Origin of the sequence: Microbacterium sp. HMWF026 (assembly GCF_003061325.1) — a bacterium.
GTDB classification, from domain to species: Bacteria; Actinomycetota; Actinomycetes; order Actinomycetales; family Microbacteriaceae; genus Microbacterium; species Microbacterium testaceum_E.
Genome location: NZ_QAJB01000055.1, coordinates 1 through 20,824 on the forward strand (window position 1 = coordinate 1; position 20,824 = coordinate 20,824).

Annotated in this window: 19 protein-coding genes; 11 read left to right on the forward strand and 8 right to left on the reverse strand. The window is 70.7% G+C overall.

The window, feature by feature from the left end; translation table 11 throughout:
* The 6 genes from mbhE to mnhG all read left to right on the forward strand — a co-directional run.
* The coding region (gene mbhE, locus DBR36_RS02585) for a hydrogen gas-evolving membrane-bound hydrogenase subunit E (RefSeq protein WP_146185181.1) at positions 1 to 1,622 on the forward strand (1,622 nt) is incomplete at its 5' end.
* Positions 1,619 to 2,215 (forward strand): Na(+)/H(+) antiporter subunit C, encoded by a 597-nt coding sequence (locus DBR36_RS02590; protein ID WP_108317433.1) that lies wholly within the window; start codon positions 1,619 to 1,621, stop codon positions 2,213 to 2,215. The genes mbhE and DBR36_RS02590, both read left to right, overlap by 4 nt.
* On the forward strand, positions 2,212 to 3,768 hold the full coding sequence (locus DBR36_RS02595; protein WP_108317434.1) for a Na+/H+ antiporter subunit D: 1,557 nt from the start codon (positions 2,212 to 2,214) through the stop codon (positions 3,766 to 3,768). The genes DBR36_RS02590 and DBR36_RS02595 overlap by 4 nt, the downstream gene beginning before the upstream one ends.
* On the forward strand, positions 3,765 to 4,373 hold the full coding sequence (locus DBR36_RS02600; protein ID WP_108317435.1) for a Na+/H+ antiporter subunit E: 609 nt from the start codon (positions 3,765 to 3,767) through the stop codon (positions 4,371 to 4,373). The genes DBR36_RS02595 and DBR36_RS02600 overlap by 4 nt, the downstream gene beginning before the upstream one ends.
* Positions 4,370 to 4,636: a monovalent cation/H+ antiporter complex subunit F gene (locus DBR36_RS02605; protein WP_108317436.1), complete on the forward strand. Its 267-nt coding sequence runs from the start codon at positions 4,370 to 4,372 to the stop codon at positions 4,634 to 4,636. Before DBR36_RS02600 ends, DBR36_RS02605 begins: the two co-directional genes overlap by 4 nt.
* A complete protein-coding gene (gene mnhG / locus DBR36_RS02610) occupies positions 4,633 to 5,013 on the forward strand; it encodes a monovalent cation/H(+) antiporter subunit G (protein WP_108317437.1) in 381 nt (126 codons plus the stop codon). Before DBR36_RS02605 ends, mnhG begins: the two co-directional genes overlap by 4 nt.
* Positions 5,014 to 5,020: 7 nt before the next feature.
* Here the strand turns inward: mnhG and DBR36_RS02615 are convergent, their stop codons facing one another.
* The gene (locus tag DBR36_RS02615) at positions 5,021 to 5,563 is read right to left on the reverse strand and encodes an SRPBCC family protein (RefSeq protein WP_108317438.1); all 543 of its coding nucleotides are present in this window, start codon (positions 5,561 to 5,563) and stop codon (positions 5,021 to 5,023) included.
* A 269-nt stretch (positions 5,564 to 5,832) separates the two neighbouring features.
* On the opposite strand from DBR36_RS02615, the gene DBR36_RS17500 reads away from it, so the two are divergent.
* The gene (locus tag DBR36_RS17500) at positions 5,833 to 8,784 is read left to right on the forward strand and encodes a LamG-like jellyroll fold domain-containing protein (protein ID WP_181373446.1); all 2,952 of its coding nucleotides are present in this window, start codon (positions 5,833 to 5,835) and stop codon (positions 8,782 to 8,784) included.
* A 79-nt stretch (positions 8,785 to 8,863) separates the two neighbouring features.
* Here the strand turns inward: DBR36_RS17500 and DBR36_RS02635 are convergent, their stop codons facing one another.
* From DBR36_RS02635 to DBR36_RS02660, 6 genes are all read right to left on the reverse strand, one after another.
* A complete protein-coding gene (locus tag DBR36_RS02635) occupies positions 8,864 to 10,801 on the reverse strand; it encodes a YhgE/Pip domain-containing protein (protein ID WP_108317439.1) in 1,938 nt (645 codons plus the stop codon).
* Entirely contained in the window at positions 10,798 to 11,418 is a 621-nt protein-coding gene (locus DBR36_RS02640) for a hypothetical protein (protein ID WP_108317440.1), read from the reverse strand. Before DBR36_RS02640 ends, DBR36_RS02635 begins: the two co-directional genes overlap by 4 nt.
* Positions 11,415 to 12,023 (reverse strand): TetR/AcrR family transcriptional regulator, encoded by a 609-nt coding sequence (locus tag DBR36_RS02645; RefSeq protein ID WP_108317441.1) that lies wholly within the window; start codon positions 12,021 to 12,023, stop codon positions 11,415 to 11,417. Before DBR36_RS02645 ends, DBR36_RS02640 begins: the two co-directional genes overlap by 4 nt.
* A 140-nt stretch (positions 12,024 to 12,163) precedes the next feature.
* Positions 12,164 to 13,606: an argininosuccinate synthase gene (argG, locus tag DBR36_RS02650; RefSeq protein WP_108317442.1), complete on the reverse strand. Its 1,443-nt coding sequence runs from the start codon at positions 13,604 to 13,606 to the stop codon at positions 12,164 to 12,166.
* Between the two features lie 81 nt (positions 13,607 to 13,687).
* The gene (locus DBR36_RS02655; RefSeq protein ID WP_308810936.1) at positions 13,688 to 14,365 is read right to left on the reverse strand and encodes a peptidylprolyl isomerase; all 678 of its coding nucleotides are present in this window, start codon (positions 14,363 to 14,365) and stop codon (positions 13,688 to 13,690) included.
* A gap of 26 nt (positions 14,366 to 14,391) precedes the next feature.
* Entirely contained in the window at positions 14,392 to 15,111 is a 720-nt protein-coding gene (locus DBR36_RS02660) for a Pr6Pr family membrane protein (RefSeq protein WP_181373447.1), read from the reverse strand.
* Positions 15,112 to 15,216: 105 nt separating this feature from the next.
* On the opposite strand from DBR36_RS02660, the gene DBR36_RS02665 reads away from it, so the two are divergent.
* Positions 15,217 to 16,503, forward strand: a complete 1,287-nt coding sequence (locus DBR36_RS02665; RefSeq protein ID WP_108317444.1) for an adenylosuccinate synthase — start codon at positions 15,217 to 15,219, stop codon at positions 16,501 to 16,503.
* The gene (locus DBR36_RS02670; RefSeq protein WP_108317445.1) at positions 16,503 to 17,702 is read left to right on the forward strand and encodes a beta-propeller fold lactonase family protein; all 1,200 of its coding nucleotides are present in this window, start codon (positions 16,503 to 16,505) and stop codon (positions 17,700 to 17,702) included. Before DBR36_RS02665 ends, DBR36_RS02670 begins: the two co-directional genes overlap by 1 nt.
* Positions 17,703 to 17,710: 8 nt before the next feature.
* Here the strand turns inward: DBR36_RS02670 and DBR36_RS02675 are convergent, their stop codons facing one another.
* Positions 17,711 to 18,835, reverse strand: a complete 1,125-nt coding sequence (locus DBR36_RS02675; protein WP_108317448.1) for an AI-2E family transporter — start codon at positions 18,833 to 18,835, stop codon at positions 17,711 to 17,713.
* A gap of 80 nt (positions 18,836 to 18,915) precedes the next feature.
* Here DBR36_RS02675 and DBR36_RS02680 point away from each other — a divergent pair, with 80 nt between their 5' ends.
* Together DBR36_RS02680 and DBR36_RS02685 are read left to right on the forward strand one after the other, a co-directional pair.
* Positions 18,916 to 19,233, forward strand: a complete 318-nt coding sequence (locus DBR36_RS02680; RefSeq protein ID WP_108317446.1) for a chorismate mutase — start codon at positions 18,916 to 18,918, stop codon at positions 19,231 to 19,233.
* A gap of 361 nt (positions 19,234 to 19,594) precedes the next feature.
* On the forward strand, positions 19,595 to 20,824 hold a 1,230-nt coding region (locus tag DBR36_RS02685), incomplete at its 3' end, for a glycine betaine/L-proline ABC transporter ATP-binding protein (protein WP_108317449.1).

Sequence of the window (20,824 nt, forward strand, 5' to 3'; positions counted from 1 at the left end):
ACGTCGACGAGACCGAGTGGCCCGACCCGCCGATCGGATTCCTGTCAGCACCCGTGCTGCTGGCCGGCGGCTCGCTCGTGCTCGGCCTGATCGCCCCCGTCGTCGACGTGTGGTTGACGCCCTACGCCGACGGCCTGCCCGAGGCGACACCCGGCCTCGAAGCACCCGACTACCCGTACCACTTGGCGCTCTGGCACGGTCTCGAGCCCGCCCTGTTCATCTCGCTCGGCACGCTCGCCCTCGGTGCCGCGGTGTTCTGGGGCGTTCGCAGGACGCAGCTGCACAAGCGTCGTCGTGTGCTGCCCTTCACCGCCAACGACGCGTACAACGGTGCGCTGCGCGGCGTCGACTTCACGTCCGAGTGGGTGACCGCCCGGTTCCAGCGCGGCTCGCTGCCCTTCTACGTCGGCACGATCTTCATCGTCCTGGTCGCGGCCGAGGGTGTCGCCCTGCTGTCGTCGCGGGAGTGGCGTGCGCAGCTCGACGCCTGGCAGTCTCCCGCGCAGCTGATCGCGGCCCCGCTCATGATCGCCGCCGGCATCCTGGCCGTGCGCGCCCGCAAGCGCTATACCGGCGTCGCGCTCGTCTCGGTCACGGGCCTGGGCCTCGTCGTGCTCTTCGCCACCAGCGGGGCTCCCGACCTCGCCCTCACCCAGGTGCTCGTCGAGACGGTGACGCTGGTCGTCTTCGCCCTCGTGCTGCGCCGGCTCCCCGCCCGCATGGGCGAGCACAACGAGTCGGTCGCCCCGCTGGCCCGAGCGGTGCTCGGTGCGGGCGTCGGCCTGATCATGGCCCTCGTCGCGATCGTGGCGACCGGAGCCCGTCAGGATCTCCCCATCTCGCTCGAATGGCCTCCGCTCGCGTACGAGATCGGACACGGCCGCAACGTCGTCAACGTCGCCCTGGTCGACCTGCGCGGGTGGGACACGATGGGCGAGCTGTCGGTGCTCATCCTGGCCGCGACGGGCGTGGCATCCCTCGTCTTCATCACCGACCGCAGCGACAACCTGAACCGGCGCTCGGGCACGGCTCGCAGCGTCGTGGGTCTGGGCCGCCGTCGCCCGCTGGTCGAGACCGACGCGGGCGTGCGCGCCCAGCGGGTCGGAGAGACCGGGGCACCGCGCGCCTGGCTGGTCTCGGGTGCGAAGGTGCAGCCCGAGAACCGCTCGATCCTGCTCGAGATCGTCATCCGCGTGCTGTTCCACTCGGTGATGATCGTGTCGCTGTACCTGCTGTTCGCGGGACACAACCTGCCCGGCGGCGGCTTCGCGGGCGGCCTGGTCGCGGGTCTCGGCCTGGTCATGCGCTACATCGCCGGCGGGCGGTGGGAGCTCGGCGCGGCCGCCCCGACCGACGCCGGACGACTTCTCGGCGCGGGTATGGCGATCGCGGTGCTGTGCGCGCTCGTGCCCCTGCTGTTCGGCTTCGCGCCGCTGCAGAGCTTCACGTTCGAGGGTGAGCTGCCGCTCATCGGCCATTGGGAGTTCGTCACCAGCACGATCTTCGACATCGGCGTCTACCTGGTCGTCATCGGCCTGGTGCTCGACGTGCTGCGCAGCCTGGGCGCCGAGGTCGACCGTCAGTCGCAGCTGCCCGAGGATGCCGAGGTGGTGCAGTCGTGAGCATCTCCCTCGTCCTGGTCATCGTCATGGCCGTGCTCTTCGCGTGCGGCGTGTACGCGATGCTCGAGCGCAGCCTCACCCGCGTGCTGATCGGCTTCCTGCTGCTCGGCAACGCCGCCAACCTGCTGCTGCTCATCGTCATGGGAGCCCCCGGCCGCGCGCCGTTCTACGACGGAGGAGAGACGGATGCCGCGGACATGTCCGACGCGCTCCCGCAGGCTCTGACACTCACCGCGATCGTCATCACGTTCAGCATCTCGGCATTCCTGCTGGCGCTGATCTACCGCTCCTGGCAGCTCGGTCAGGCCGACACGGTGGTCGACGACGCCGACGACGTGGCGCTGCGCGCGCGCACCCCGCAGATGCCCGACGACGCGATGGACGACGAGGCCCGCTCGGACGACGACGATGTGACGACCGACTTCGTCGGCGACGTCGCCTCGCCCATCCGGGTGCTGCACCAGGGCGACCTGTCGCAGCTCGTCAATGACGCCCCGGTGGACCGGGTGGCGGTGCGCCGCGATGCACCCGAGCGCGACGCGCCGGTGTCCGACGACGACGCGAACGACCCGAAGGACGGTGATCGCTCGTGAGCGCCCTCGTGCCCCTGCTCGTCGGCATCCCGCTCATCGGTGCCGCGATCAACCTGGTGTTCGGCCGCCGCAAGCGCGTGCAGATCATCGTGTCGGTCGCCTCGCTGGTGACGGTGCTCGTGCTCGGGGCGGTGCTGCTGGTCGCGGTCGACACGAACGGGCCGATCGCCGTGGCGATCGCGGGGTGGGACATCCCGCTCGGCATCGTGCTCTACGTCGACGTGCTGGCCGCTCTTCTGGTGGTGGTCACGAGCATCGTGCTGCTGGCGGTCCTGCTGTTCTCGATCGGCCAGGGCGCCGCCGACAACGACGAGGACACCCCGGTCTCGATCTTCTACCCGGCGTACCTCATTCTCGGCGCCGGCATCTTCAACGCCTTCATCGCGGGCGACCTGTTCAACCTCTACGTGGGCTTCGAGATCCTGCTCGTCGCCTCGTACGTGCTGATCACGCTCGGCGGCACCGAGTCGCGCATCCGCACGGGCGTGGTCTACATCGTCGTCTCGCTGGTGTCGTCGATCCTCTTCCTCGCCGCCATCGCGATGGTCTACGGCGCGCTCGGCACCGTCAACATGGTGCAGATCAGCGAGCGCATGGCGCAGCTGCCGCAGGACATCCAGACCGTGCTCCATGTGATGCTGCTGCTCGCGTTCGCCATCAAGGCGGCGGTGTTCCCGCTGTCGTTCTGGCTGCCCGACTCGTACCCCACGGCGCCGGCGCCGGTGACGGCGGTGTTCGCGGGCCTGCTGACGAAGGTCGGCGTCTACGCGATCATCCGGACCGAGACGCAGCTCTTCGTCGACAACGACCTCAACTTCGTGCTGATGATGGTCGCGCTCGCGACGATGATCGTCGGCATCCTGGGCGCCGTGGCGCAGGCCGAGCTCAAACGCATCCTGTCGTTCACGCTGGTCAGCCACATCGGCTACATGATCTTCGGGCTGGCGATCAACACCCCGCTCGCGATCGGCGCGACGATCTACTACATCGTCCACCACATCATCGTGCAGACGACGCTGTTCCTCGCGGTGGGGCTCATCGAGCGCCGCGCGGGCAGCACCTCGATCCTGAAGGTCAAGGGCCTGATGCGGGCGGCACCCCTGCTCGCCGTGCTCTACTTCATCCCGGCCATCAACCTGGGCGGTCTGCCGCCGTTCTCGGGCTTCATCGGCAAGTACGCGCTGTTCGACGCCGCGGCCCAGGTGGGGACGCCGGTGATGATGGTCCTGATCGTCGGCGGCATCGTCACCTCGATCCTCACGCTGTACGCGCTCATGCGCGCGTGGAACCTGTCGTTCTGGCGCGAAGAGGACGACTCGGCCGAGACGACCGAGCGCATCGCCTACCTCGGCAACGCCCCGGCCGCCGCGATCTCGACCGAGCGGCGCACCACTCCGCGCATCATGACCATGGCGACCGCCGGCATGGTCGCCGTCACGGTCGCACTGACCGTGTTCGCCGGCCCCCTGCTCGACGCGTGCCTGCGCGCCGGGGAGCGCATCGCCGACGGTGTCACCCTGGTGCAGCTGCAGGATCAGGCGGGTGAAGAATGAGCCCCACGCGTCGAGCCCAGATCTCGCTCTTCCTCCACCAGTTGCCCCTGCTGATCTGGCTGGTGGCGCTCTGGATGCTGCTCTGGGGGCAGTTCACCTGGCTCGCCGTCATCACGGGTCTGGTGATGGCGGTGTTCGTCACGCGCGTCTTCCGGCTGCCGCCGGTCGAGCTGTCGGGACGCATCAACCTCTGGTACGGCCTGATCTTCGTCGTGACGTTCCTCGGCGCGGTCGTCAAGGGATCGCTGATCGTGGCATGGCAGGTGCTCGACTTCCGCCGTCAGCCGGGGGCCGCGATCATCGCGGTGCCCCTGCGCGTCGACGACGACGTGATCATGGCGCACACGGCGGTCACGGCATCCCTCATCCCGGGGTCGCTCATCGTCGACGTCGATCGCGAGAACCGCACGCTGTTCCTCCACACCATCGGGGTGCGCAGCGAAGCGGATGCCGAGCACCAGCGCCGCGTGGTGCTCGGGTGGGAGGCGCGCATCACGCGCGCGGTCGGCTCGAAAGAAGAGCTGCAGGAACTGCGCGCCCGCATCGCCGACAGCTCCGCCCACCACGCCGTCGAGACCCCGCGCGACGGGAGGACCCTGCTGTGATCGCCCTCGTCGCCGTCATCCTGGTGGTCTTCGCCGTCGCCGCCGTCCTGGCTCTGATCCGCCTGGTCATCGGCCCGTCGATCCTGGACCGCGCCGTCGCCGCCGATGTGCTGCTCACCGAGGTGCTCTGCATCCTGGGGGCCGACATGGTCATCAACCATCACACGCGTTCGCTGCCGGCGATGCTCATCATCGCGGCGGTCGGTGTGTTCGGCTCGATCGCCGTCGCCCGGTTCGTCGCGCGCAAGGAGAACCCGAGATGACCCTCGACGCCGTTCTCGACACCGTCGCGCTGATCCTGGTGCTGATCGGCGCGGTGCTCTGCCTGACCGCGACCATCGGCCTGCTGCGCTGGGGCGACGTCCCCACTCGTCTGCACGCGGCGACCAAACCGCAGGTGCTCGGTGTTCTGGTCGTCGTGATCGCCGTCGCGCTGTCGGCCCGCGCGTGGCCGGTGGTGGCCTTCGGCATCCCGATCGTCCTCATCCAGTTCGCGACCGCCCCGCTCGCCGCTCACATGGTCGGCCGCGCCGCGTACCGCAACCGCACGACCGATGAAGAGGGTCTGTACATCGACGAGCTGCAGCACCGCACCGAGCAGCCGGGTTCGACCGGAGCCGAGACGCGTCCCGAGAGCTGAGCCGGGCTCAGACGTCGGCGTCGCGCGCGTCCTGCTGCGCCTGGGGCGAGGGCGTCCCCTCGGCCGGGTCCGGAGTCTGGCGTCGATGGTTCAGCTCGCGGGCCTCGCGCTCCTGACGGCGTCCCTCGGCGAGGAAGGCCAGGCGGTTCAGGCACTCGTGGTTGCGCAGCACGAGCAGCGGCTTCCACAGCAGAGACGGCAGGATCGCCGCCGCCCCCGAGACGGGTTCTTCGACGATGGTCACCGCGGTGCCGACCGGGTGCGGGCGGGCCTCGATGCGCAGCACGCCGCGGCCCAGGATGCCGGCCTCGGGCCGCAGCCGCATGCGCCGCGGCGGGTCCCACTCGACGATCTCGCTCTGGTCGTGGATCATCACGGGCCACACGCCCAGCGAGTGGTGCAGCTGCGCGCCTTCGCGCGGCCAGTCGCCGTCGACGTCGCGCATGCGCGCCGCCCCGACCACCCAGACGGGGTAGAGCCACCCGTCGGACAGCACGGCGAAAAGGTCGTCGGGGGTGCAGCGCATCAAGCGGGTGTTGCGGGCGGCCATGGCATCCTCCGGTCGGATGCTTCGACTGTAGAGGGCGGATGCCGTCGCCCCGCCGGGTCTTGACGGACGCGATCGCGTGGCGACACCGGGTCGAGCAGCCCCTGCGCCGCGCCCACAATGTCGGTTGCCTATTGTGAGCGCTCACAATATGCTCCTCTCCGAGGTCCGATGCGGGACCCCCACGTGACGAGGAAGTGACGATGCCCCTTACCCCTGAAAGTGCCGGCGCGCCCGAGCGTCGGCCACGCCGCTCGGCGACGAGACGAGGCGTGCTCGCCGCGACGCTCGCCGCAACCATGATCGGCGCGGCCGTGGTCGCCCCCGTCAGCGCCGCTGTGGCCGCCGCCCCCACGGACGGCCTGCTCGTCGACTACCGCTTCGATCAGACGACCGGAGCCTCGGTGTCCAACCTGGCGACCGGCTCCTCGTTCGGCGCCGCGTCGGTCGAGAACGCGAACGACACCCAGTGGGCCGACGGTGGACTGACGTTCACCGGTGGGGCCAAGGGTTCCGCGGGCAACTGGGTGCGACTGCCTCAGAACCTCCTCGTCGGAGAACAGGCTGCGACGATCACGACCGAGGTCAAGATCGACCAGAGCATGAAGGACTCCTTCAACTTCCTCTGGAACATCGGCAACGACGGCAACCAGTCCTACTTCTTCACGAGCGTCCGCGATTCCGCCCGTTCCGCGATCACCACCGGATCCGGTGGCGGCGAAGTGAACGCGCGATCCACGATCAACCTCGACGCCGACCGGTGGTACTCCCTGACGACGGTCCTCGACGGGGCCACGGACACGCTGTCGTTCTACATCGACGGCGCGCTCGCCGCGACCGCGCAGACCGCCCTCACGCCGGCATCCCTCACCGATCAGAGTCTGAACACGATCGGGCGCTCGCCGTGGCCGGATCCGCTGTTCAAGGGAGCCGTGTCGAGCTTCCGCGTGTACGACCGCGCGCTCAGCGCCACCGAGGTCGCGACGGTCAGCGACACCGACGCGCAGCAGCACGCCGCCGCCCTCGCCGGCTACGCCGAGCGCAGCCTCGCGCAGCTCGACGACCCGATCGCGGTCACGGATTCCGTGACGACCCTGCCCGATGCGGGCGGCGCGGTCACCTGGTCGACCACCGACCCGTCGGCGTCCATCGGCGCCGACGGACGCACCCTGACGCTCACGCAGCCCGCCGCGGGCGAGCCGAGCCGCGACGTGGCCTTGACCGCGACCGCGGAGGTGCGGGGCGTGAAGGCCACGCGCCAGATCACCGCGCGCGTGCAGCCCGCGGCTGCGGCGACCGACCCCTACGGCTACCTCATGGTCCACTTCATCGAGGACGCGCAGGGGTACGCCGAGAAGATCTACCTCGACATCTCGCGCGGCAACGACGCCGAGCAGTGGGACCCCCTCAACGGCGGTAAGCCGATCCTGGCATCCGCCCTGGGAACCACGGGCGTTCGCGACCCGTACATCACCCGCAACCCCGAGACCGGCACGTACTACATCATCGCCACCGACCTGCGGGTCTTCGGCGGCGACCGCGGCGCGAACGGCTGCGTGGAGTGGTGCTACTGGTCGAGCCAGGGCAGCACCAAGCTGGTCGTCTGGCAGTCGGACGACCTCGTGACGTGGTCCGCTCCCCGCCAGCTCGACGTGGCACCGCCCGCGCCTCGACTGGGCATGGCCTGGGCACCCGAAGCCACCTGGGTGCCGGACTTCGACGGCAACGGCAACGGCTCGTTCGTCGTGTACTGGTCGTCGAAGGTGTACGACCAGGGTGCCGCGCAGCCCGGATACAGCCGGATCCTGTGGGGATCGACCTCCGACTTCACGCAGGCCTCGTACGCCTACGGCGGCGTGTTCGTCGACGACGGCGGCGAGACCATCGACACCACCCTCATCCAGCACGACGGCAAGACCTACCGCATCACCAAGGACAACGCCCAGGGCAAGGGCATCTACATGGATGCCACCACCTCGGCGACCTGGTGGAAGAGCGGCACCGCGTGGACCCGCGTGCAGGAGCGCATCGGTGCGTCCTGGGCCGGGGGCAACGCGGGTGGCGTCGAGGGACCGGCCGGGTTCAAGCGCAACGACGCGGACCAGTGGTACCTCTACGTCGACGTCATCCCGACCGTCGGCTACAAGCCGATGACCACGAACGATCTGGATGCCGGGTTCTCGGTGCTGCAGAGCCCCGACTACTACATGCCTCCGCACACCAAGCACGGCGGCATCCTCGACCTCACCCGTGCCGACTACGACCGCGTCCGTGCGGCGGACGCCGTGGCGGCGGTGAAGGCCGACCTGGGTTCGACCGAGGTCCGCACCGGCGCCGACGTGCAGGCGGCACTGCCGAAGACGGCCGATGTCACCACCGCTTACGGTCGCGGTGTCTCGTCGCTGCCGGTGGAGTGGGACACCTCGGGCGTCGACGCGTCGCAGGCGGGTTCGTACGTCGTGACGGGAACGGTGCGCAGCATCGGTGCCAACGACAACGACTGGGTCGGTCGTGACGGCTCGGTCGCGTACAACGCGCCGGACCGCACCCCCCGCTCGACCACCGCGATCATCGTGACCGCGACGGTGGTCGTGACGGGCACCACGCCGTCGCCGACGAGCAGCCCGACGGCTTCGCCGACGGTGTCGCCGACGAGCAGCCCGACGGCTTCGCCGACGGTGTCGCCGACGAGCAGCCCGACGGTTTCGCCGACGGTGTCGCCGACGGCCAGCCCGACCGCGACGGCCAGCCCGACCGCGACGTCCACGCCGACCGCGACCGCCACGCCCACCGTCACCGCGGGCCCGACCGCCACGGCGACCACCGCTCCCGCGGTCCGACCGCTCGCGACGCTCTCGGCCTCGACGGTCGAGCGCGGCGGCACCGTTCGCGTGACCATCAGCGGACTCCAGGCCGGAGGGCAGGTGTCCGCCGAGCTGCACAGCGAGCCCGTGCGCATCACCGGCATCCCCGCTGCCGACGCCGCCGGCCGGGTCGCCTTCGACGTGCGCGTTCCGGCCGACTTCGCGGCCGGCGCGCACACGGTGATCGTCACGGGCGCGGACGCGACCGTGATCGCGCGCCTGCCGTTGACGGTCGTGGCCAAGGGCACGCTCGCCGCCACCGGTGCGCAGCCGGCGCTCGGTGCGGGGCTGCTCGGCGCCTTCCTGCTCGTCGGCGGAGGGATCGCCTGGAGCCTGCGCAGCCGTCGCCGCGTGAACTGACGACACGTGAAACACTCCGCCCGTGGGGCGACCGGACGGTCACCCCACGGGCGGAGTCGTTTCGCGACGAGCCGCGGACTCAGCCGATCAGGCTCGGCTGCAGATCGCGGAGCGTCCGGTGATGCGTCATCCGGGTCACGCCGATCGCCGCGACCAGCACGCCGCCGACCATCCACGCGCCGAGGACCAGCAGGTCGGAACCGACCCGCGAGACGTCGCCGCCGTACATCACCTGGCGCATGGCATCCACCACGTAACCCATCGGGAGCACGTGATGCAGGGCCGCCAGGGGGGCGGGAAGCGTCTGCCACGGGAACGTACCGCCCGCCGTCACCAACTGCAGCACCATGAGCACGAGCCCCAGGAACTGCCCCACCGAGCCGAGCCACACGTTCAGCGCGAGCACGATCGCCGCGTACGTCGCCGAGGCGAACAGCAGGATGCCGAGCGCCGCCCAGGGGTTCGCGAAAGAGAACTGCAGCGCGACGGCGAGCACCGTGAACAGCCCCACCATCTGCAGCGCGCCGAGGCCCGCGGGGGTCAGCCATCCCGCGAGCGTCACGCGGACGGGGGAGCGCAGCGCCGTGACCGCACGCTTGGACACCGGCTTGACGATGAGGAACAGCGCGTAGATGCCGATCCACCCGGCCAGAGCGGCGAAGAAGGGCGCCAGACCCGCGCCGTAGTTCTGCGCCTTGGTCACCGAGCTCGTACCCACCGCCACGGGGTCGCTGATCGCGTCGGCCTGCGCCTGACGGGTGGCGTCGTCGGTGTCGGGGATCTGGTCCACGCCCGAGGCGAGTCCATCGCGCAGCTGCGTCGCCCCGCTCTGGAGCTGGCCGATACCGCCGTCGAGCCGGGTCGCGCCGTCGCGCAGCTGCGCCGATCCGTCGCGCAGTGCCGAGGCTCCGGATGCCGCGGTCGCCGCACCGTCGGCGAGAGCCGAGGCGCCGTCCGCCGCCGTCGCCGCGCCCGAGGCGACGGTGGCACTGCCGGAGGCGACCTGGCGGGCGCCGTCGTCGAGCTGATTGATCTGGTTCACCGTGTCCTGCACGCGGCCGTTGGCGGCCTCGAGGCGCTGGCCGACCGGGTCCAGACGAGACAGGATCTCGTCGATGCGGGCCTGGTCGAGACCGGCGTTCGCGAGGGCCGCGGCGATGTCGGCCCGCGCCTGGGGAAGCTGCGCCGCGGCGTCGCCGGCGACCGAGCCCACCTGCCGGGCGGCGGCGTCGATGCGATCGACGCCGCCCGCGACCTGCTGCGCGCCGTCCGCCACGCGCGCGGCGCCGTCGCGCAGCTGCGCCGTTCCGTCCCGCAGCTGGTTCGCGCCGGCCGAGAGCTGCGCGTTGCCGTCGGCGAGCTGTGACGCGCCGTCGGCGAGGGTCGTGGACCCGCTCGCCAGCTGCGCGGAGCCGTCCTTGGCCGTGCCCAGGCCGTCGACGAGCTGGGTGGCGCCGGTCGTGGCATCCACCAGGCTCACCCGGATCGTGTGCAGGGCGTCGAGCAGGGTCAGACCGGCCTCGTCGACGACCTTCTGCGCGACCGACGCCTGGATGCGCGCGACCGCCTGCGTACCGATCGTCGACGCGAGGTAGTTGTTGGCGTCATTGGTGCGCAGCTCGATGTCGGCCTGGCGCGGGTTCGCGCTCGAGAGCGAGGCCACGGCGTCGGTGAAGTCGGCGGGCAGGGTGACCACGAAGTCGAAGTCGCCCGCCTGCAGGCCGGCGTCGGCCTGTTCGCCTGAGACGCGGTGCCATTCGAAGGTGTCGCTGTCGAGCAGCTGCTCGGCGGCTTCGTCGCCCAGATTGCGCTGCTGGCCGTTGACCTCGGCCCCGCGATCGTCGACGACGAGGGCCACGGGAACGCTCGAGAGGTTGCCGTAGGGGTCCTGATTGGCCCACAGGTACAGGCCGCCGTACAGGATGGGCACGGCGACGAGCGCCACGAGCGCGAGCACGGACATGCGGGTGGACGTGAGGCGGCGCAGCTCGGCCGTGATCATCTGGGGGATCTTCATCGCGCGTTCTCCTCGGCGGTGTCGAGGGCGGTGTCGGGAGAGGTGGCGAGGGCCGTGTGCGACGCCTGGCCTGCGACCACGAGCACGGCGTACCCGCGCTCGGCGAACTCGCGCGCGATCCGCCACCACGCGGTGGGCTCGCCGCCGTGACGGTCGGGCGCGACGAGGACGAGCCCCTCGACGTCCGCGCGCAGTGCCGCGAGCTCGAGCAGCAGACGGATGCGCGCGGCGGGAGCGACGTCGCCGATCGCCGTGCCGGCGAGACCGTCCAGTCCCAGACCCTCGAGCCAGCGCGCCGCCGCGAACGGCGACGGGGCGCGACCGGCGAACATCAGCTCTTCGGCGACGACCCCCGTGACCGTGACGTTCGACTCGGGTTCGGACACGATGGGGGCGTCGACCAGGGCGACCCGTCGGCGGATCGCGCCGCGGTCGGCGCGACCGTCGATGGTGACCGACCCGCCGTCGACCTTCATGCGGCCCGAGGCCACGAGGCCGAGCACCGTGGGGCGCTGTTCGGTCTCGGCGACCACCAGGGTCGCCGTCCCCGTCTCGTACGCGGTCGAGGTCTCGGGCAGCGCCCGGCCCTTGCTGACGTCGTGCAGGACGATTCTCATCGCGCCTCCAGATCGGGGTGCTCGGCGAGCAGGGCACGGGCTTCGGTCCACGACAGGCCGGCCATGCCGAGCACGGCGCAGACGGCGATGGAGCGGGCGGTGGAGGATTCGGCATCCACCCGGGACACGACCATGCGACCGGTCTCTTCGAGCAGGCGCGACAGCGTCGGGGCGGGAAGGTCGGTGCGCAGCTGCCCCTCTTCTTGACCGCGGCGGACGATCGCGTCGATCCGGCGGCGGAGCGGGGCGAGGGCGGCCGACGTCTCGGGCAGGTGCGCATCGTCGAGGGCGAGGGCCGCGGCTGCCTGGACGTGCGCGGCTTCGGCCCACAGCTCGGATGCCAGGCGAGCCAGCGCCACGCGGGAATCGGCGTCGTCGACGTCGTCGGCGATCGCGTTGAAGCGGGCGGCGCCGGCCGCGATGACCTCGCGGACGATCGCGTTGCGGTCGTCGAAGTGCCCGTAGAGGGCGCGGCGCGAGAGACCTGCGCGGCGGGCGATCGTGTCGATCGAGGCGCGGGGGTCGTGACCGATGGCGGCGGTGGCCGCGTCGAGGATGCCGGCGCGGTTCTCGACGGCGTCGCGGCGGCGGGCGGGTGTACTCACGATCGACCAGTGTACGCCGAAAGTGCACGCATGTGTGCAACTTAGTCGAAGGAGTTCGGCGCGCAAGACCTGGCGCGGGACCGGACGCGAGAGAGCCCGCGTCGCCGGGGCGTCGCGGGCTCTCGTCGGGGAAGCCGGGGTCAGTCGGTGCCGGAGTCGAACGCGGCGCCCTCGCCCGCGGCATCCGTCGCCTCGGCGAGACGCTCGCCGTCGGCGCTCAGGCGAGCGGCGGGCTCGATGATCTCTTGCGCTCCGCCGACGGCCACGTCGCCGACGAGCTCGCCCGTCGGACCGCCGATCAGGCCGAGACCGGCGTACTGCTCGAGGCGCGCGCGCGAGTCGGCGATGTCGAGGTTGCGCATGGTCAGCTGACCGATGCGGTCGACCGGGCCGAACGCGGCGTCGCCGACGCGCTCCATCGACAGCTTCTCGGGCGAGTACGACATGCCGGATGCCACGGTGTCGAGGATCGTGTAGTCCTCGCCGCGGCGCAGGCGCACGGTGACGGAGCCCGTAATCGTCGAACCGACCCACTTCTGGATCGACTCGCGCAGCATGAGCGACTGCGGCTCGAGCCAGCGGCCCTCGTACATGAGGCGACCGAGGCGACGACCCTGCTCGTGATACGTCGCGAGGGTGTCCTCGTTCAGGATGCTGTTGACCAGGCGCTCGTAGGTGAGGAACAGCAGCGCCATGCCGGGGGCCTCGTAGATGCCGCGCGACTTGGCCTCGATGATGCGGTTCTCGATCTGGTCGCTCATGCCGAGGCCGTGGCGTCCACCGATCGTGTTCGCCTCGCGCACCAGCGCGACCGGGTCGTCGAAGCGCGTGCCGTTGATCGCGACCGGGCGACCGGCCTCGAACTCGACGGTGACGTCCTCGGTCTCGATCTCGACAGCGGGGTCCCAGAAGCGCACGCCCATGATGGGCTCGACGATCTCGAGCGAGACGTCGAGGTGCTCGAGGGTCTTGGCCTCGTGCGTGGCGCCCCAGATGTTGGCATCCGTCGAATAGGCCTTCTCGGCGCTGTCGCGGTAGGGGAAGTCGTGCGCGACGAGCCACTCGCTCATCTCTTTGCGCCCGCCCAGCTCGGTGACGAAGTCGGCGTCGAGCCAGGGCTTGTAGATGCGCAGGGCGGGGTTGGCGAGCAGGCCGTAGCGATAGAACCGCTCGATGTCGTTGCCCTTGTAGGTGGAGCCGTCGCCCCAGATGTCGACGCCGTCCTCTTTCATCGCGCGCACCAGGAGGGTGCCGGTGACCGCGCGGCCCAGGGGCGTGGTGTTGAAGTACGTGCGACCACCCGAGCGGATGTGGAAGGCACCGCAGGCGAGGGCGACGAAGCCCTCTTCGACCAGCGCGGTCTTGCAGTCGACCAGGCGCGAGATCTCGGCGCCGTACTGTGTGGCACGGCCGGGGATCGAGGCGATGTCGTCTTCGTCGTACTGACCGAGGTCGCCCGTGTAGGTGCAGGGCACCGCGCCCTTGTCGCGCATCCACGCGACGGCCACGGAGGTGTCGAGACCACCCGAGAAGGCGATGCCGACGCGCTCGCCGACGGGAAGGGACTGCAGGACCTTGGACATGCCCTCGATTCTAGAGCGGAGGGATGCCGACACCCGACCCGAGGGCGCGGTCGGCGTCCCCGCGAGCCCGGGGGAGGAGGGTCAGCCGACCGTCACGCCCGTGATCGTCACGGGCGTCGCGGGGGCGCCGTCCGCCGTCCCGCCCGCGGTGCCGGCGGCGGCAATGGACTGCACGACCGCGAGGCCCTCGGGCGACATCTGACCGAACACCGTGTACTTGGGCGGCAGCGGGGTGTCCTCGTACACGAGGAAGAACTGCGATCCGTTGGTGTCTGGACCGGCGTTGGCCATCGCGACCGTGCCGGCCGGGTACGTCTCGCCGCCGTCGAGCTCATCGGCGAAGCGATAGCCCGGGCCGCCGCGTCCGGTGCCCGTGGGGTCGCCGCACTGCAGGACGAAGATGCCCTGCGTGGTGAGGCGGTGGCACTCGGTGTTGCTGAAGTACTGCTGCTGCGCGAGCGAGACGAAGCTCTCGACCGTGCACGGGGTGCGCTCGCCGGTGAGGGTGAGGGGGATCTCTCCGGCCGAGGTCTGCAGGACGGCCTGCACCTGACCGCTCGGGCGCTCGGTGTCCGCGGCGGGCGGGGTCACGTCGACCGCGGGCTGGCCGGATGCCTCGAACGAGCACTCGCCGGACGCGGCCGCCGTCGCCGTGGGGCTGGAGGACGGGGCGGTCTCGGTCGCGGTGGTCCCCGCGCAGCCGGCGAGCAGGAGCAGGGCGGAGGCGGCCAGTGCCGCCGAGATCAGTCGCGTACGCACGCTCACCAGGGTAGGGGCAGGTCCGCTCAGGCGGGCAGGGTTCGTGGCATCCGGATGCCGCGTGCCCGTCCGATCGCGACGATGCCGAACGCCAGGGCGACGATCCCGACGGCGATCACGACGATGTACACCACGACGCTCGACCAGCCGCCGGTGTTCGGGTCGAGGAACGGGTACGGGTACCAGTACGGCGCCCCCGTGGTGGGGTTGGTGATGAGAGGCGCGCGCAGCAGCGTGTAGACGATCCACGCTATGGGGAAGACCGCCGCGCCGAGCGCCGCGGTCCACGGCAGGCGGCGCCGACCCGCACCGAACAGCACGTCCAGCAGCAGGAACAGCGGGCCCCAGACGTGCAGGATCTCGTTCGACCAGCCGACCGTCTCGGGCTGCAGCGGCAGCCCGCGCAACAGCAGGTTGTAGACCACGCCGGTGACGATCATGTAGGTCGACACGTACGCCAGTGCGGCCGCGAGGGCGGGCGGATCGACCTCGGCGGAGTCGCGGAGCGATCGCCGTCGGCGGAGATACCGCATCGCGAGCAGCAGCAGCACGACCGCCGCCGAGACGTTGGAGAGGATCGTGAAGAAGCTGAAGAAGTTGGCCACCGTGGTCGCCACGTCGCGACCCGCCGCGGCGGCGCCCGATGCCGACGAGACGAACTGCGCCACGACGGCCACCACGATCGCCCCCGCCGCCACCGCGCGGGCGACGTTCCAGCCCAGGGCCCAGCCCGTCGTTCTCGTCATCGCTCCAGGGTAGTGAGCCGCGGCGCGCGCGGGCAGGCCGCGGGACGTGTCCGACCCGCTCGATAGGATGGGGTGTACCGCCGGAATCAGACGCGAGGAGCGCACATGCCCGGAATCGTGATCGTCGGCGTCCAGTGGGGCGACGAAGGCAAGGGCAAGGCCACCGACCTGCTCGGTGAGCGCACCGACTGGGTGGTGAAGTTCAACGGCGGCAACAACGCCGGTCACACCGTCGTCATCGGCGACGAGAAGTACGCGCTGCACCTGCTGCCCAGCGGCATCCTGTCCCCGGGTGTGACGCCCGTGATCGGCAACGGCGTCGTCGTCGACCTCGAGGTGCTGTTCAACGAGCTCGAGGCGCTCAACGCGCGCGGCCTCGACACCAGCCGCCTGAAGATCAGCGCCAACGCGCACATCATCACGCAGTACCACCGCACGCTCGACAAGGTCACCGAGCGCTTCCTGGGCAAGCGCATGATCGGCACCACCGGTCGCGGCATCGGCCCGGCTTACGCCGACAAGATCAACCGCGTCGGCATCCGCGTGCAGGACCTGTTCGACGAGAACATCCTGCGCCAGAAGGTCGAGGGCGCCCTCGACCAGAAGAACCACCTGCTGGTCAAGATCTTCAACCGTCGTTCCATCACGGCCGACGAGATCGTCGACGACCTGCTGGCGTACGCCGAGCGCGTGCGCCCCATGGTCGCCGACACCTCGCTGCTGCTCAACGACGCGCTCGAGGCAGGCGACGTCGTCGTCTTCGAGGGCGGCCAGGCCACCATGCTCGACGTCGACCACGGCACCTACCCGTTCGTGACCTCGTCGTCGGCGACGGCCGGCGGCGCCGCGACCGGCTCGGGCGTCGGCCCCAACCGTCTCGACCGCATCGTCGGGATCGTCAAGGCGTACACGACGCGCGTGGGCTCGGGCCCGTTCCCGACCGAGCTGTTCGACGAGAGCGGCGAGTGGCTGCGCTCGCGCGGCTTCGAGTTCGGCACCACCACCGGTCGCCCCCGCCGCGTCGGCTGGTACGACGCGCCCATCACCCGCTACGCCACGCGCATCAACGGCATCACCGACCTCGTGCTCACCAAGCTCGACATCCTCGGCGGTCTCGAGCAGATCCCGGTCTGCGTCGCGTACGACGTCGACGGCGAGCGGTACGACGACCTGCCGGTCAACCAGACCGATTTCCACCACGCCAAGCCGATCCTCGAGTACTACCCCGGCTGGAGCGAGGACATCTCGACCGCCCGCACCTTCGACGACCTGCCGCAGACCGCGCAGGACTACGTGCTCGCGCTCGAGAAGATGAGCGGTACCCGCATCTCGGTCATCGGCGTGGGCCCCGCCCGCGACCAGGTGATCGTGCGCCACGACCTCATCGACTGATGCGTTTCTGGGTCGGCGCCTACGCCCCCGACAACGGGGCGGCCGAGGGCATCGGCATCCTGCAGGCCGGCGAGGCCGAGGCCCCCGGGGCCGGTGGTCCGCTGGGCATGGTCGGCACCGCGGTGGCGGCGCCGGGTTCGCCCTCGTGGATCGCCGCCCACCCCGTGCACGACCTGCTGTACGCGGCCCTCGAGTTCGACGGCACCGTGCAGGCCTATCGCCGCACCGCCGACACCCGCCTGACGCGCGTCGGAGCCCCCGTCCCCGTCGGGGACGCGGTGTGCCACATCGCCGTCGCCCCCGACGCGTCGTCCCTGATCGCCAGCTGCTGGGGCGATGGGCGGGTGGTGCGCGTCGACCTGGATGCCGCGGGCCGCCCCTCCAACCCCGTCGCGGCCGCAGAAGCCATCGATCCGCACGGCTCCTCGTCCGACGAGGGCGCCGTGTCGACGGGGGCGCGCGTGTCGGGCGCGGTCGTGCCGGATCTGGCCGCCGCGGCCCGCGCCCTGCGCGACGCCGCGGGAGAGGAGTTCTCGCACCTCATCCCGACCTACGACGACGTGCCCGAGACCGACGCCGAGAGCGAAGAGGCCCTGGCCGGGGCGCGGGTCTCACGCGCCCACCAGGCGATCTTCCTGCCCCGCGGTCTCGTGGCGACCACCGACATGGGTCTCGACCTCGTCCGTATCTGGCGGCACTCCTCGCAGGGCCTGCGCCCGGTGCAGGACGTCGTGCTGCCGAAGGGCAGTGGACCGCGGCACGGGGTCTGGCATCCCTCGGGTCACCTGTACGTCGTCACCGAGCTGAGTCGCGAGGTGTTCGTGCTCGCTCCCGACCGCGAGGGGCGCTGGCACGTGCGGTCGGGCGAGCCCCTGCTCGGCACGCTCGACACCGACACCGCGGCCGAGCTGTGCACGAGCCGCGACGGCAGCACGCTGTACGCGGGCGTGCGCGGCAGCGACACCGTGGGTGTGCTGTCGGTGCGCGGCGCGGGCGAACAGCTGCAACTGCTCGCTCTCGCCGAGACCGGCACGCACTGGCCCCGCCATCACGTCGTCGTCGACGACACGCTCCTGGTCGCGGGGCAGCTAGCGCACGAGATCGTGTCGCTGCCACTGGACGCCCGCACCGGGGTTCCCGGACGCGTGCGTCACCGCACGGCGTCGCCGTCGCCGACGCGACTGCTGCCCACGCGCTGACGCGGGAGCTACTTCTTGGCGTCCTGTCGCGGGATGACGATCTGCTTGATGATCAGCAGGACCGATGCCGTCACCGGGATCGCGACGAGCGCCCCCAGCAGCCCCAGCAGGGTGCCGCCGACGAGCGCTCCGATGACGACGAGCGCTCCCGGGATCGAGATCGTGCGGTTCATCACGCGGGGCGTCAGGATGTATGCCTCGATCTGCATGTAGACGAGGTAGACGATCGCGAAGACGAGTCCCGCGGTCGGGTTCACGATCAGGGTGAACACCGTTGCGGTCGCCCAGAACAGCACCGAACCCACCAGGGGGATCAGGGTGATGCCGAAGGCGAGGGCCGCGAGCAGGGCGGCGAAAGGCTGCTGCAGGATCGTCAGGACGATGAAGGCGAACACCGCGTTGCACAACGCCAGCACCACCATGCCGGCGAGGTAACCACCCACGGACTCGGTGATCTGGCCGGTCATGTCGGCGACCGTCTCGCGGCTGCGGGCGGGGGTCAGGCGCACGAGGCTGTTCTTCATGCGGGGAAGGGATGCCAAGAAGTACAGGCTCAGCACCAGCACGATGATCGCGCCCGAGATGAACTCGCCGATCCCGATGCCCACCTGCAGCAGACCGCCGCCGATCGCGGCGATGTTCGCGGGGTTGGTGACGAAGCCCTGGACCTCTTGAAGGACGTCGCCCAGGCTGTCGCCGAAGTTCTGCTCGACCCACCGCACCGCGTCGCTGTCGATGAGGTCGTTGACGAACGAGGGGATATCGCCGATGAACTGCTCGACCTGCCGCACGACGGGCGGGATGAGCAGCCACAGAGCGCCGGCGAGGATGAGGGCGAGACCGCCGAAGACGATCACGATCGACCACGCGCGCGACAGTCCGCGCCGCACGAGGAACCGCACGATCGGGTCCAGGGCGAGGGCCACGAACAGCGCGATCGCGATGTAGATGAGGACCGTCGACAGCTTGCCCAGCGCGAGGGCCAGCAGGAACGCCGTCAACCCGCCGAGCGTCAGGAAGAAGCCCGCCGCGTACGGTCGCGCGAGCGCCGACCAGACCGGCTTGTCGCGGGTGGTGGCGGCCCCGGCATCGGCACCGGCTGCTGTGGGGTCGGGGCGCGTCGATCGGCTCATGGTCACACTGTAGGACTCCCTGTGAGAGGCACGTGCGGCCCCACGCGGCGCGGTAGGGTCGGAGCGATCTGGGAGGACCAATGACCGACGCCGATCCCTCGACCATCCTGCAGGGGCTGCGCGGCAGCATCGACAACATCGACGCCGCGCTCATCTTCCTGCTCGCCGAGCGATTCCGCTGCACGAAGCAGGTCGGCGTCCTCAAGGCGAAGCACGGGATGCCGGCATCCGACCCCACTCGCGAAGAGCAGCAGATCGCGCGTCTCGTCCAGCTCGCCGAGCAGGCCGACCTCGATCCGGTGTTCGCCGAGAAGTGGTTCAACTTCGTGGTCGCCGAGGTCATCCGTCACCACCGATCCGCCGCGTCGGAGCCAGCGGGGGAGTCCGCCGCGAACTGACGCCTCGCACCGACACGCCCGGGCCGACCCCGCGGGGCGTGGTCTGCCGGGTGCCCCCGACGCCGGGGCACGCGGGCGCGCGTGCCACACGGCATCCGGAATCTCAAGGCGCGCGGTGATTTGCCAGGCGATCCATCACCGTGAAACGTTGGTGGAGGCCCGCTGAGGGCCGCCCACCCGACCAGTCCGCGGTCGTCGGTGCGGACTCGGGGGAGTCCGCGTCGCGAGCGTACGGTCGGCGGCCTGGGCGCCGGACCCGATGTCCGACGCCGACGCGCTCCACCCCCCCCGGCCGGAGCGCCGATGGCTGCCACCCGGGCGTGACCGCTGCGGCCACCCGAAGGCCGTCGAGGTGCACACCGTGACCCATCCGCCTGCCCTTCAGGCTTCCACCCCCACCGCGCCGGCGCTCTCGGCGAAGAACCTGTTCAAGGTCTTCGGGCGAGCACCGCAGGTCGCCGTCGACAAGCTCCGTTCCGGGGTGCGCCGCGACGAGATCTCCGATCTCGGGACCGCCGCCGTCATCGACGCGAGCTTCGACGTCCAGCCGGGCGAGATCTTCGTCATCATGGGCCTCTCCGGCTCGGGCAAGTCCACGATCATCCGCATGCTCAACGGCCTGCACGAGGCCACCGCGGGCACCGTCGAGGTGAAGGGTGATCCCCTGACCGGCGTCGGCTCCGCGCGCCTGCGGGGACTGCGCCGCGAGCGCCTCGCGATGGTCTTCCAGCACTTCGCGCTCCTGCCGCACCGCACGGTCGCGGCGAACGTCGCCTACCCCCTCGAACTGCGCGGCGTCGGCAAGGCCGAGCGGTTGGCCAAGGCCGACGAGATCCTTGCCCTCGTGGGTCTCGAGGGCTGGGGCGACAAGCTCCCCTCGGCCCTCTCGGGCGGGATGCAGCAGCGCGTCGGCATCGCCCGGGCGCTCGCCGCCGACACCGACATCCTGCTCATGGACGAGGCCTTCAGCGCCCTCGACCCGCTCATCCGGCGTGAGATGCAGGAGCAGTTGCTCGAACTGCAGCGGACGCTGAAGAAGACGATCGTCTTCATCACCCACGACCTCAACGAGGCCATGTTCCTCGGAGACCGCATCGCCGTCATGCGCGACGGGCGCATCGTGCAGATCGGCACGCCCGAGGACATCCTGACCGACCCGGCGAACGACTACGTCGAGCAGTTCGTGCAGGACGTCGACCGCGCCCGCGTGCTCACCGCCGGCAACGTCATGGAGCGTCCGCGTCCGCGCGTCGACGCCTCGGCCGGCCCGCGCACGGCGCTGCGCCAGATGCGAGACGCCTATATGTCGGCGGTCTACGTCACCGACCGCGATCGCAAACCCCTCGGCATCATCACGGACCGGGATGCCATGAAGCTCGTGCGCGCGGGCGAGAACTCGCTGCTGTCGCGGCTGAAGCCGGTGCCGCAGAGCGTCCGCGAGGACGACGTGCTCATGGACCTGTTCGTCCCCTCGGTCGAGTCGCCGCTCCCGCTCGCCGTGCTCGACGCGGACGGACGCCTGAGCGGGGTCATCCCGCGCGTCACGCTCCTCGCCGCCCTCGGCCCCGGCCCCACCTCCACCGAGGAGATC

What these genes read in the sequence shown, in the direction of transcription:
- DBR36_RS02640 (WP_108317440.1), bottom strand. Translation starts at nt 11,418, where the DNA reads ATGAGAATCGTCCTGCACGACGTCAGCAAGGGCCGGGCGCTGCCCGAG.
- DBR36_RS02635 (WP_108317439.1), bottom strand. Translation starts at nt 10,801, where the DNA reads ATGAAGATCCCCCAGATGATCACGGCCGAGCTGCGCCGCCTCACGTCC.
- DBR36_RS02680 (WP_108317446.1), top strand. Translation starts at nt 18,916, where the DNA reads ATGACCGACGCCGATCCCTCGACCATCCTGCAGGGGCTGCGCGGCAGC.
- DBR36_RS02675 (WP_108317448.1), bottom strand. Translation starts at nt 18,835, where the DNA reads ATGAGCCGATCGACGCGCCCCGACCCCACAGCAGCCGGTGCCGATGCC.
- DBR36_RS02660 (WP_181373447.1), bottom strand. Translation starts at nt 15,111, where the DNA reads ATGACGAGAACGACGGGCTGGGCCCTGGGCTGGAACGTCGCCCGCGCG.
- argG (WP_108317442.1), bottom strand. Translation starts at nt 13,606, where the DNA reads ATGTCCAAGGTCCTGCAGTCCCTTCCCGTCGGCGAGCGCGTCGGCATC.
- DBR36_RS02615 (WP_108317438.1), bottom strand. Translation starts at nt 5,563, where the DNA reads ATGGCCGCCCGCAACACCCGCTTGATGCGCTGCACCCCCGACGACCTT.
- mnhG (WP_108317437.1), top strand. Translation starts at nt 4,633, where the DNA reads ATGACCCTCGACGCCGTTCTCGACACCGTCGCGCTGATCCTGGTGCTG.
- DBR36_RS02665 (WP_108317444.1), top strand. Translation starts at nt 15,217, where the DNA reads ATGCCCGGAATCGTGATCGTCGGCGTCCAGTGGGGCGACGAAGGCAAG.
- DBR36_RS02600 (WP_108317435.1), top strand. Translation starts at nt 3,765, where the DNA reads ATGAGCCCCACGCGTCGAGCCCAGATCTCGCTCTTCCTCCACCAGTTG.
- DBR36_RS02670 (WP_108317445.1), top strand. Translation starts at nt 16,503, where the DNA reads ATGCGTTTCTGGGTCGGCGCCTACGCCCCCGACAACGGGGCGGCCGAG.